12 protein-coding genes and 1 pseudogene are annotated in these 11007 nt (G+C 55.9%); 10 read left to right on the top strand and 3 right to left on the bottom strand.

Annotated elements, in window-relative coordinates; all coding sequences use genetic code 11:
* Positions 1-110: 110 nt before the first annotated feature.
* Positions 111-2573 carry an alpha-L-arabinofuranosidase C-terminal domain-containing protein gene (locus tag ABIZ35_RS11395; RefSeq protein ID WP_348220026.1) on the bottom strand — a complete coding sequence of 821 codons (2463 nt, stop codon included), beginning with the start codon at positions 2571-2573 and terminating at the stop codon, positions 111-113.
* A 387-nt stretch (positions 2574-2960) separates the two neighbouring features.
* Positions 2961-3140, bottom strand: a pseudogene (locus ABIZ35_RS11390) (hypothetical protein); the annotation flags it as partial.
* A 243-nt stretch (positions 3141-3383) separates the two neighbouring features.
* Here ABIZ35_RS11390 and ABIZ35_RS11385 point away from each other — a divergent pair.
* The gene (locus ABIZ35_RS11385; RefSeq protein WP_348220025.1) at positions 3384-3644 is read left to right on the top strand and encodes a hypothetical protein; all 261 of its coding nucleotides are present in this window, start codon (positions 3384-3386) and stop codon (positions 3642-3644) included.
* A gap of 143 nt (positions 3645-3787) precedes the next feature.
* The gene (locus tag ABIZ35_RS11380) at positions 3788-4300 is read left to right on the top strand and encodes a hypothetical protein (protein WP_348220024.1); all 513 of its coding nucleotides are present in this window, start codon (positions 3788-3790) and stop codon (positions 4298-4300) included.
* Between the two features lie 142 nt (positions 4301-4442).
* Here ABIZ35_RS11380 and ABIZ35_RS11375 read toward each other — a convergent pair whose 3' ends face one another.
* Positions 4443-6071 carry a GGDEF domain-containing protein gene (locus tag ABIZ35_RS11375; protein ID WP_348220023.1) on the bottom strand — a complete coding sequence of 543 codons (1629 nt, stop codon included), beginning with the start codon at positions 6069-6071 and terminating at the stop codon, positions 4443-4445.
* Positions 6072-6209: 138 nt separating this feature from the next.
* Here ABIZ35_RS11375 and ABIZ35_RS11370 point away from each other — a divergent pair, with 138 nt between their 5' ends.
* From ABIZ35_RS11370 to ABIZ35_RS11335, 8 genes are all read left to right on the top strand, one after another.
* Entirely contained in the window at positions 6210-6662 is a 453-nt protein-coding gene (locus ABIZ35_RS11370; protein WP_348220022.1) for an HD domain-containing protein, read from the top strand.
* Positions 6659-7006 (top strand): S24/S26 family peptidase, encoded by a 348-nt coding sequence (locus ABIZ35_RS11365; RefSeq protein WP_348220021.1) that lies wholly within the window; start codon positions 6659-6661, stop codon positions 7004-7006. Before ABIZ35_RS11370 ends, ABIZ35_RS11365 begins: the two co-directional genes overlap by 4 nt.
* A complete protein-coding gene (locus ABIZ35_RS11360) occupies positions 7003-7518 on the top strand; it encodes a DUF6714 family protein (protein WP_348220020.1) in 516 nt (171 codons plus the stop codon). Before ABIZ35_RS11365 ends, ABIZ35_RS11360 begins: the two co-directional genes overlap by 4 nt.
* 23 nt (positions 7519-7541) lie before the next feature.
* Positions 7542-7859: a hypothetical protein gene (locus ABIZ35_RS11355; protein WP_348220019.1), complete on the top strand. Its 318-nt coding sequence runs from the start codon at positions 7542-7544 to the stop codon at positions 7857-7859.
* Between the two features lie 433 nt (positions 7860-8292).
* The gene (locus tag ABIZ35_RS11350) at positions 8293-9369 is read left to right on the top strand and encodes a phosphatase PAP2 family protein (RefSeq protein ID WP_348220018.1); all 1077 of its coding nucleotides are present in this window, start codon (positions 8293-8295) and stop codon (positions 9367-9369) included.
* A gap of 12 nt (positions 9370-9381) precedes the next feature.
* Positions 9382-9855, top strand: a complete 474-nt coding sequence (locus ABIZ35_RS11345) for a hypothetical protein (RefSeq protein WP_348220017.1) — start codon at positions 9382-9384, stop codon at positions 9853-9855.
* 33 nt (positions 9856-9888) lie between these two features.
* Positions 9889-10317 (top strand): hypothetical protein, encoded by a 429-nt coding sequence (locus ABIZ35_RS11340; protein ID WP_348220016.1) that lies wholly within the window; start codon positions 9889-9891, stop codon positions 10315-10317.
* Positions 10318-10379: 62 nt separating this feature from the next.
* Positions 10380-11007, top strand: a 628-nt coding sequence (locus tag ABIZ35_RS11335; protein ID WP_348220015.1) for a hypothetical protein, incomplete at its 3' end; no start/stop codon positions are given.

Here is an 11007-nt window from a genome sequence, read left to right as displayed (position 1 = left end):
TGTCGATCTTCTTTTTCGTGCCGACCATTGAAGGTGTGAGAATCCAACGGATTTGACCATTCTCCGCCCTCGATACGGATTGCATTTAGTGTAGCGAACTGTCTCACCTATTATAGACACAGAGGGCGCAGCACAGTGACGGAATTTGCAGGAAACTCGTGAGTGAAACTACGCCCAGCATTGTTCAGCAGCAGCTTACGAGGAGCAACCTTTTGAGGCTCGGCAATACTATTGACATCTTTTGGCGATCCAGTCATCACCCATTGTGTTCCTGCGGACGCGACCGACGGGACGCCATCGATCCCCAACGCCATCACCTGGGGGGCGGCGCTTGCATTGACGGCTTTGATGATGATGTCTTGCGTCTTGTCATCCCGGCTGGCGGTCGCAAAGAATGTCGGCGCCGGTGGAAACGGCTTATCCGTAGCTTCAGAGATAAGCTTTCCGTCGAGATAGCACGCGATCTGCCGTCCGTGAACATCCACGCGAATATCGTACCAGCGTCCGGTCTCTACTTTCACCGCCGCATCTCCGCCGATCCCGCGACTATAGCCATTCTGTTTTTTTTCAATGGCTGTGTGTGTGTTTCCCGCATCCCCTATAGTCCACGAGATAAAATCCTTCTCTCCCTGCACATGGAGAAAAATCCGGAAGCCTTCCTCGCCGCTGATCTTGCGCGCTTTGAGTCGCAGCGAATAATCGGTCCATGAGGCGTCTCCAACGAATGCCTGGCAATTGCCTGAGTTACCTGACTGCTGGAGAGCGCCATCCTGGACCTTCCAATCTCCCCTCACAAAACGCCAGTCCGCAACGCCTGCGGCTAAGTCGGCCTTGTAGAGCGTTCGATCGTCTTGAGTGACCACAATATCCTTGTACTCCACCTGGGTTGCCCAGGAGCCGACGCCGACGCGTCCCTGCGGCATAGGATCGGGAGCCGTCGTGTTTTGAGGAACGGAAAAATCGACCGGAAGGACCACGCTGCCTCGATTGCCGCCAAACAGACATTGCATGTGATACGATGGAGATCCAAAACTGGAGACCCCGTCATACCCAATTAGATTGGTATCCCATTGGGATGCGCCAGGATTGACATTCACAAACAGCGGGGCATAACACTCCATTGCTACGGCGTCTGCATTCCGCTCCAGACCAATCAGCCAGGCTGCATCCGCAAGCGAGGCTTCGTAAGTCGGAGTGGGCTTGCCTTCCGTGGTCGCCCACTCCCCAACAAACACCTGCGGACCTTTGCGGTCATATTTATCATAGTGCGAGACGTCACGCAGCGTCTCTCCGGTGGAACGATAAAAGTGATCGTCCAGGACATCGGGAGCGATGCTTTTGACGGCGGTCGTGGCGATCACCTGCAGATGTGGATACTTGGCCTTGATTGCATGGTAGAACTGAACGTATCGAGCGTCGTAGCTGCCGCTCTTGTCCCCCCAATCCTCATTGCCGATCTCTACGTAGTGCAGCGGAAACGGCTTCGGATGACCGTTGCGCGCGCGAACCGCGCCCCACTTCGTGTTCCCATCGCCAGTGACGTACTCGATCTCGTCGAGAACATCCTGCACATACGGCTCAAGCGCCGGTCCGGGCTGCACTGTGTCACCCATAGCGTAACCATTAAACACCGCGAGCACTGGTTCGGCGTTCAGATCTTCACACCACTGCAGCAGCTCCAGCAGCCCCATACCATCCGTGGCTCGATATCCCCAGAAGCCAGGATGCCCGGGCCGATCCTCCAGCGGGCCGATCGTTTTCTTCCAATCGAAATGGGAAGCTAAGTTATAACCTTCGATATAGCAGCCGCCCGGCAGCCGAATGAAGCCTGGTTTCATGGCCGCAAGTTTGTTCATCAGGTCCACACGCAGCCCATTGGGGCGTCCCTTGTATGTGGGCGGGAACAATGACACTAAACTTAGCCAGACCGTACCGGGACGATCCGTCATTAATACGAATTGTCCCGCTGTGGTCGCTGCCACGCCGCTGGGTGTCTGCAATGTGGCGGAGTATTTCTTCCATTTCCCCGTGAGGCCGGTTACTTGCGCCTTCGCAAAGGTTGTTCGCCCATCAGCGCTCTGCAGGCTCACCAACAGCGGCCCGGAAAACCCGGGAGCACAGCGAGCATAGAAGCTGGCCGCATACTTGGTGCTGGGTTTGACCGGGACGCCAAAATAGCCGTGATTGGCGATGCCGGCCGGGGCGCTGGCAGTCGCTCCCGTGACTTCCACGCGCAGGCTGGCGCCAAGGGCGGCGCTTACAGGCTCGGCCCGATCGAGGCTCATCGTGACGGAAGCGCCCGCAGGAGCCACGGTGGACCAGTGATCGACCTTGTCCCCACTATCTTTGAAGGATCGATTCCGGATGAGCTCGGCGTAAAGTCCTCCATCCCAGGAGTAATTGATATCTTCGGTCATCAGTCCATAGAACAGAGGGTTGATCTTTGGCCCCGGCCGGTCCGCGTGAACTGTCAGGCTGCCTGGATCGGCAATGACCGGCGCGGACACGGCGGTCATCAGCATAAAAAGCGCTGCGCCGAATGTTCTCGCAGGAATAGTTGTCGTGATTTTCAATGATATTCCTATTGTGAGTAGAGTATTGTTAGGTAAGTGTCAAGTCGCATCACGTTGTGAATAACTGTGGTGCCTTCGGAACTCGGTCGGCTTCTGGGTAAATAGGTCGGGCCGTTTCCCATACCAGTCGAGCGTTGCCTCATCAGGCGTCTTGCGCACAAGCCTGCCATGAGGACGAAAGAAATTGTAGCGGATCAGCCACTGTCATCCCTCGTTAATATTTAAAAGTGAAACGTTTCAACTACTATACATTAATCTCCTTTTGGTGTCAAGCATATTCTATGAATATGCTTGACGCCATTCACCCGGAAGAACAGAGCCTTCGCCGTCTGCGCTCTCGGATGTCGATTAGATCATCTGCCAGTCATAGATCGCGGCGCTGGGCTAGGCGTTTCGCCCTTCGGCTAATCGTAGCACGGCGCGCACAATCTATCGTAAGCCATCGAAGACTTCGCGCAAACCGTAATCTCGTTGTGGGGCTTCAGTATTCATGAGCGTCAAATAAGGAGCCACGAACGCCCACTCATCGTCGGACACATCGGAAGGATAGCTTTTGCGAGAGGTCATGCGAACATAATATCAAATGATCTCAACATCGCAGGCGAGCAAGCAGATGATGTCAATCAATGCACTTCTGACGATTACTACATATTTTTCGAGCATTGATATTACGAAGGACAAATAATGGGTAGTTGTCAAGTCTCATCACATTGCGAACAATTGTGATGGCGTCGGAACTCGGTCGGCTTCTGGGTAAATAGGTCGGGCCGTTTCCCGTACCAAACGAAGCGCGTGGACGACGCCGGTCGTATGAAGGTCCCAACCCTGCGCAACGTCGCCATCACCGCGCCGTACTTCCATAACGGCGTGATTACGACGCTGGAACAGGCGGTCCAATTTTACAACAAGCGGGACCTTGGCGGCTTCGGGACCCCGGAGTTCCCCGCGACGATGAACCGCGAAGAGCTTGGAAACCTGCACCTCACCGACGATGAAGTGACCGACATCGTCGCCTTCCTCAAAACCCTCACCGACGGCTACGCCGCCAGCGCCGTCGCCACTAAAGCATAGCCAGCGCCCATACGGCAAGCAGCGAACCGCCCCCGCGCCATACTATGGCTGGGGGCGGTTTTTCTTTATCTGAGATTTATGATAAACTTGACGATAGGGAATAACCATAGCGAATGATATCGTCTGGAAAAGGTGGAACAAGCATGAGATCAAAAGCGCAATGTTGTATCGTCTGGCTCATCCTTTTCGCGGGAGTGTTTGTGTGCGGCGGTCGACTGACCGCAGCGCCAGCCGCGCCGAAGCCTCCGGGCGGCATCCAGTTGCTGCCCGACTACGCATATCATCGGCTCCAGGGGGTTGATTCCTACGTTGGCGCAATTACCAAGAAGAACGGCTTCACCATTAATCACGACATCGGTATGATGGCGGGACGGCAGCTAAATCCAGCCGAGCGCGGAGAATACGTCTGGTTTAAAGAGCGTGCGTGGCATGGCCATCCTGTGTGGATCGCCATGACTATGAAGCACGCACTTATCGCCACTTTCCCCGACGACTGCGCGAACTTTTACTGCACCCCCAAATCCGAAGAGGATGCGGTGGATTTTCTCCTGATGATCTCGACATATGCGCCGATCATCAAGCATAATATCGTTTTCCCAAAACCCCGTCCTGGCGCGCCGAATATTGCTCCTATCCGAGGCGTAGGTCTACAATAACATGATAAGGTCTGAAAATTAGAGGATACAAGAATCGTCAGGGTTCATAAGCTCGCGCCCTTGCTGCGTCATTGCGGGATCGATTGGCGGCCGAGGCGGACAGAAACGCAATCAGTGGCGCAGGCATTCGTAGAGTGAACATTTACGCGGCGCTGATGAGGGATTCTGTGTCTCCGGCGACGACCCAGCGGTTCCGGCCGGTGTGTTTGGCGGCGTAGAGGGCGGTGTCGGCGCTTTCGATCAGGTCTTCGGGATCGGTTCCGGCGATGGAGATGTCGGTGACGCCGATGCTGACGGTGATTTTGCGGTTTGGGAAATCGAAGGCGCTGACGGCGGCGCGGATGCGCTCGGCGGTGGCGCGGGCTTGGTCGGAGCCGGCGTTGGGGAGGAGCACGGCGAACTCTTCGCCGCCGTAGCGGGCCGCAAGGTCTCCGTCTCGGATTGCGTCGCGCAGCAGGGTCGCCAGGGTGCGCAGGACATGGTCGCCCGCGGGGTGGCCGAAGGTGTCGTTGTAGAGCTTGAAGTGATCGACATCGAGCAGCAGCAGCGACAGCGGCGTCCCATGGCGCTGGGCTTCGGAAAGCTCAACCCTCAGACGCTCCTGGAAGTCGCGGTGGTTGGAGAGCCCCGTCATTCCGTCCGTCGTCGCAAGGTTTTGCAGCTGTTTGTTCGTTTCCTCCATCTCGGAATACGCTTCCTGAAGCTGGCGGGTCAAATGGTTGTTTTCCAGGATCGAAAGCACCTGCCGCACGAGAAGAAGGCCGATGAGCAGCGCTGAGCCAATGTATACGCCGAAATCCAGCGTGCTGGCGGTACGGTGTTTGAGCGAGTAAACGACCAGCGCGGCTACGCAGGGAACGAAGAGGTAAGGCGTCAGTGCGCGCCATACGCGCAGCGGAGGCGGCGCGGAAGTGCGCTGACTGGACATGGATTGTTCTGTCGGATCGATTCGCAGGAGCGCCGCGCCGGCCAGCGAGATCAATCCCCATCCCAGGATCCATCCGACGGTGGTGACGCTGGTTGCGTCGTAAGCACTATGCAGCGTCAGGTAGGCGAATGGGACGTCGGCGCTGACAAACGCCGCAATCCCAAAGCCCAGTCGCCACGTGACTGGCCGCAGCGATTGTTCTTCGTTGTGGACGGTCACAATCAGCATGCAGAGGAGGGCGATCAGGTCGCCGAGGGGATATCCCACCCCCAGGAGCATCCCGAGCGTCGTTGCCGACCCCGCCAGGATGAGCGGACCGAGCAGGAAGTACCAGCTGAACGTTACCAGCGCCGTCATGATCATGCAGCCGTCCAACAGAACACGCCATCGCATCGTCAGGGGCAGGGGACGGTTGGGCATGAGCAGGACGCCCAAAAAGAGACAGGGGTAGCAGCACAGATACGCCGCGTCCGCCATCGAAGGAAAGGGACACGACACTTTGAGATGCAGTTCGTAGTACGCCCAGATGCAGCTTCCCACACCAAAACTCAGGGCTCCTAAGCCAAAGAATAGCCCCGCCTGCCAGCGCGCCTGCTGTTCACGCGGCGCGCCGGCCGCGAAGGTTTCACGGCGCGTGCGCATGCAGTCCCACAACACCCAGCTCGCCGTTAGCATGGGAACGCCGTAGCCCGTGATGTCCGAAAACACGAGGGTCTGCGCCGGCGAAAACGGTTTGAATACTACGATGATGCAATACACGAAACTGAATCCCAAAAGGGTCCACAAACGCGTCGCCATCGATCGATGCATGTTTTTCGTATTTGTTGGCGTAACGACAGACATAATTAAGTCCTAATGATTAATTATGGCGAATCCTCCGAATTCCTTCAGTCTCAGCGGATATAGAAAAAATAACGCCACCCCGGTATGATAAAATAGCAACGCTTCCCCATGAGCGTAACAGAAAATGGAGACACCGCAATGACGCATGATGAAGGACTTTTAGTCGCGAAGGCGTTCGCCATCGCCGCCGGCGCGCACGCGAACCAGCTCAGCAAGGATGGGACCCCGTATGTCCAGCACCCGATCCGAATGGCCCTCCGCTGCCCAGACGCCGACGGTCAAATGGCCGCCGTCCTGCACGACGTCGTGGAAGACACCCCCGTCACCCTAGCCGACCTGGCCGCCGCCGGCATCCCGCCGCAAGTGCTCGCCGCCGTCGAGTCCGTGACAAAGCGCGAAGGCGAAGACTACGAAACTTTCATTGAACGCGCCGCCCGCAACCCGCTCGCCGCCCGCGTCAAAATCCTGGACCTCGAAGACAATCTCAACCCCATGCGCCTCTGCGCCATCACCGAAGAAGACCTCCAGCGTATCGCCAAATACCACCGCGCCTGGGCACACCTGCGCGAAGTGACGGCCGGGAAGCTTTGAGCGCCCGCCCTCACTGGTCGGACCTAGCGAAAACTGCTCTTGCCGCCGGCCAAACCGTGCGAGTGGCGCCGACTGGCAACTCCATGACCGGCCTGATCGCTAGCGGCGACACCGTCATTCTCGCCCCATGTGACAACAAAAGCCTTATGGTCGGCGACATCGTCCTCGCCCAGATTCAGGGCCGCCGCTATTCCCATATCGTCCTGCATATGGTGAAAGAAATCAACAACGGCAAGTTTCTCATTGGCGCGAACAATGGCCGCATCGACGGCTGGGTTGGAGCTGGAAATATCTTTGGCCGTGCTGCATTTCCGCCCACCCATTCACAAGAGTTTGTACCATGACCCGAATCGAATTGGAAATGTTAATCAAGCGGGCATTCCACGGCGTGACTCTCGACGGAGGCCATACACTTGTGGACATGAACGAGATGAGCAATTGGGGAAAGCGCGCGAGCAAGGAAGAAATCGAAAGCACTTCCAGAGTGGAGTTCGGCGCAAATTGGACGGTGTTGCCGGTCGAGACACTACACCACTTCTTTCCTACACTTGCACACGCGGACGCCAAAGCCATGCGCTACTATCTGCCGGCGTTCATGGTCAGTTTGCTGACGCACCCAGATCCATGGACTCATAGCCTCATTACCGTTCTTTCCGCGCTCTGCCCAGAGAGCAGTGATCCCGAAGATTATCATATTCGGCGTTACGCCCTGTTCGACGATAAACAGCGCTCGGCCTGCGCCTTGTATCTTAGTTGTTTGCCGGATTTCGTCGACCTTGATCGAGGTAGCAAGCGTACTGTTGACCAGGCGCGCTCTCGATATTGGGATCAGCATTTACCGAGCGAGAAAGTATGAGAGCAAAGGCCATAGAGACCGTTTTGCTTACGATCGACCGCGAATTGCGCTTCACGCTATTTGGATTGGAAAATGCTCTGGGAGTAGAGTTCGATGTCGCGGCCGTGGAGCAGGTGTTCATGCACGAAGTTGAACATGGAAGCGCTGATGGGAATTATATTCTCTACGAAAGTCTTCGGGTGCGAGTGCTTGCATACGTGGAAGAATATGAACCTGAGACAGTTTGGTTAACCGTGGAGAATCTCAAGGGAGACGAAGTCAAAGCTGCCGACATTGCTGAACGCGCTCACTATCAGATTCTTCGCATGGAGCAGTTTGAGAAACTGTATCCGAATTATTAACTGATGTTACGCAAGCCTTTAGCCGGCGATTGAACACCCGCAAGCGGGTACCCGGCCTAGAAGTGCACGAGTGCCCAGAGGGCGCCCGCCTTCGCCGACTCCAGAGAACGTAATCGCCAGGTTTCTGGAGTGCCCGAAGGGGCACATCGTGCTTTTCTAGCCGCGATTTCAATCGCCGGGCACGACGTGAGTAACGTCAGTTATTAACGAATAAAGTGGGTTTGGAGAGTTCATGCGTCCGCCATTGACGCTACGGGAGGCGACTCGGGGATCAATCCGCTGAGAATGGAAGAATTGTGTGTAACATTCCAATGCAATTTCTGTCTAAAAACGAGAGCGGGGAAAGATCGGCTTCCGGAAACCGATATTCCATTGGCTCTGCTCGCAACCCCCCATGCTCCGCAGAACTCTACGACCCTGGAAACAATCCTCTATGATTACGAACGAACCGCCGGCGCCGCTCAGTCCGGAGCCGCCAAAGCCGTCGCTCCGTGTGGCGCGTTACTGGCAGCCGATTATCGCCTTTGTTTTCCTTGTCTTCTTGTGCCTCTGGGGTGTCAAGAAAGACCACTTTCTCGACACGTCCGGGCGCGTTCTGGGCGAGGGAGCGTTCAGCGTTTACAATGGGATGCTGGTCGTGGCCGCGGTGATGGTCTTTCTGCTTGCGAAGCTCAAGCGGGATCCCTCGATCGCCTGGCGTGTGTGGGACCTCACCCTTGTCTGCCTTCTCACAAGCCAGATCCTCAAACAGCTTCCGTTCACGCGACCGAGCGGCGGCGGACACGGCTTTCCTAGCGGACACACGCTCACGGCCTTTGCGGTGGCGTGGCTGCTGATGGAGACATATCCCAGAGTAGCCCCCTTCGCCTTTATGGTCGCCCTCGCCGTAGGCTGGTCGCGTGTTGAGACGGGGGCGCATTTCACCTATCAGGTTCTCATTGGCGGCGTCATGGGATTAGTGATCGGCTACGCGGTCACCACGGCAAAAAACAGCGTCGGCGTGCTGCTGCCGCGCATCTGGGATCGCTGGAATGATCGCAAGCGCCGGCGAGCAAGGCCCATGACCCTGCGCCGCAAAATTGTTCTTGCTATCGTACTCATTATTACCGTCCTGGCGATTGTCATCCGCGTCAATCCCACGCTCAATTTCAAGCGAGAGCTGTTCCAGTTCGGCGTGAAACGCGGTTACGAAGATCGTATGACCGGATTTCAATATGCAAGTCAGGCGCCTGGCTGGAGGGTATTAGCGAACCACAGGCATTGGAGCAGTGGCGAAAAGCAGCTCGTTATGCGTATTGCCAGCGAGCCGGCGAACAAATTCGCGGGAGAATTGGACGCATTCATGGCCGGATACAATCTTGGAAAAGACTGGTTCAAATATCTGTTTGGTTTCATAACCGTCACCATGTTCTGGAACCGCCACCGATGGCGTCCCCATCATGACGGCCATTCTGACTCAGAAGGACAAATTGAGACGGAGATTGGGGCGGCGAAGCCGAAGAGCGAATAGGCGGCGTTTTCCTTGAACCTCGGCAGCGATGCAAGAACCCAAAATGAGGAAGGGCGCATTATGATATTTCTTGTCCTATGCTTGCTCTACGATTTGTCGTTTGTGCTCTCGATGTCTCTTGTCCCGGGAATATCTTCCAGTGAATGGGGCGTAGAGCTGCTGGGCGGTCATTGGACTGAACTCTTGGGCGTCGTCCTCTTCGGTCTTATCCCCTCCAGCATTTACGGCGTCCTCATGGTTTTGAGCGGCAATCATCGAATAGGCCGATTATCGACTATATGCCGAAGCCTTGGTTTAAGTCTCATCCCATGGGGAATCGGCATGATGGTGATGTTGTGCTCCGCGTCACTGCTTACTTGGGAAGAACTCCAAGATGCGCTGTCGATCCTGCCGCCTTTCGTCATCGCCGGCGTCGTCTGTGGCTATTATGTGTCCTGTTTCCCGAAAAGAATCGCCGCTGATTGGTACGGGCAAAGTGAGACCTAAACATGGAAAAGTGACAGTTAAGGAGGCGTGTGTATGATGTTTTTCTTCTTATTCCTACTTTACGACGTGACCTTGGCGCTTGGGTTATTGTATGCCTTCGCCGCTATCGGCGGCGGGATGCCGAATATCCTGGCGGGCCGCGTGTGGGAAGGGATCCCTCTCTTTGCGACATACGCCTCGGTCCCATCGTTTGTGTACGCCATCCTCATGGTCTCCAGGGCTGCGCGAGCGACAACGTTCGGCGCTTCAGTCCGCTGGAGCGTCGCCAGCAGCATGATTGTCTGGGGGCTGATCGAGGCGCTCGCCGCTCTGTATTCGCCTCCGAACAAGCTGGATTCTCTTTTCCTGACAGCGCCCGCTCTGCCAGCCTTCATCCTCGCCAGCGTAATCTGCGGCTGGTTCATGGCGCGCTTCCGCAAGCCGCGTTCCGTTGTTGTATTGCAAAATGAGGAAAGTTTGTAGAGATGGAAAAGTCACAATTCTGGAGTAGTGCGCGGATGCGCATTGTATAAATTCTGAAAACGATGGATAACCGCAACGAAACTGATAAGTCGCTTTACGAAGAATATCCCGCGCTTGCCGGGTATTTACAAGCGTTTATCGAATTGCAATATTGTGATGGAATAACGGATCGTGACATCAATGCTCAAGGCGCTGAAGAAAGTGCGCGGTCTCTTGATCTCATCATCAAGCAAGGTCGCGAGCTATTAAGCCGCGATGATTTTCCGACGGGCGAGATTGAAAGACTGACCGGTAAGTGGTTCCCTGTTAAGACCGACTGTCGCCTTTGGCTGGAACGCATGCTGGACGAACTTGGCCGGAGAGGGACGTCGCCGAAGGCGCGAGGGAATCAGATGTCTGTCTCGCTAAAGGAGCTTTTACGGACGGGCGTATTTGCCGGCATCCAGCCAGGAACTCCGAAGCAGCAGCTGCTGGATTTGCTCGGCGAACCGGACTATGTCGGCGGGACTTCGCGAAAATATCGGCGGCCTCAAATTCTGGTGTATGGCAGCGTCGAGCTTTATTTGGATCACGCCACTCGCGATCAATTTGTGAGCGTATTCTGGGATGCGGAAGCCAAAGGAGAATTTCGATTCTCGTCACGCGTGGAAGTCTTGGATTGGGAATGGAAACCTGGGATGACGCGCGAGC

The organism is Capsulimonas sp. (assembly GCF_039929585.1).
In the GTDB taxonomy this organism is placed as follows: Bacteria; Armatimonadota; Armatimonadia; order Armatimonadales; family Capsulimonadaceae; genus Capsulimonas.
Note: the sequence above shows the minus strand (reverse complement) of the source record. Positions and strands in the feature narration are given on the sequence as shown.

Coding starts and splice junctions, on each gene's coding strand:
- ABIZ35_RS11360 (WP_348220020.1), top strand. CDS start 7,003: ATGACCCGAATCGAATTGGAAATGTTAATCAAGCGGGCATTCCACGGC.
- ABIZ35_RS11370 (WP_348220022.1), top strand. CDS start 6,210: ATGACGCATGATGAAGGACTTTTAGTCGCGAAGGCGTTCGCCATCGCC.
- ABIZ35_RS11375 (WP_348220023.1), bottom strand. CDS start 6,071: ATGTCTGTCGTTACGCCAACAAATACGAAAAACATGCATCGATCGATG.
- ABIZ35_RS11385 (WP_348220025.1), top strand. CDS start 3,384: ATGAAGGTCCCAACCCTGCGCAACGTCGCCATCACCGCGCCGTACTTC.
- ABIZ35_RS11340 (WP_348220016.1), top strand. CDS start 9,889: ATGATGTTTTTCTTCTTATTCCTACTTTACGACGTGACCTTGGCGCTT.
- ABIZ35_RS11350 (WP_348220018.1), top strand. CDS start 8,293: ATGATTACGAACGAACCGCCGGCGCCGCTCAGTCCGGAGCCGCCAAAG.
- ABIZ35_RS11380 (WP_348220024.1), top strand. CDS start 3,788: ATGAGATCAAAAGCGCAATGTTGTATCGTCTGGCTCATCCTTTTCGCG.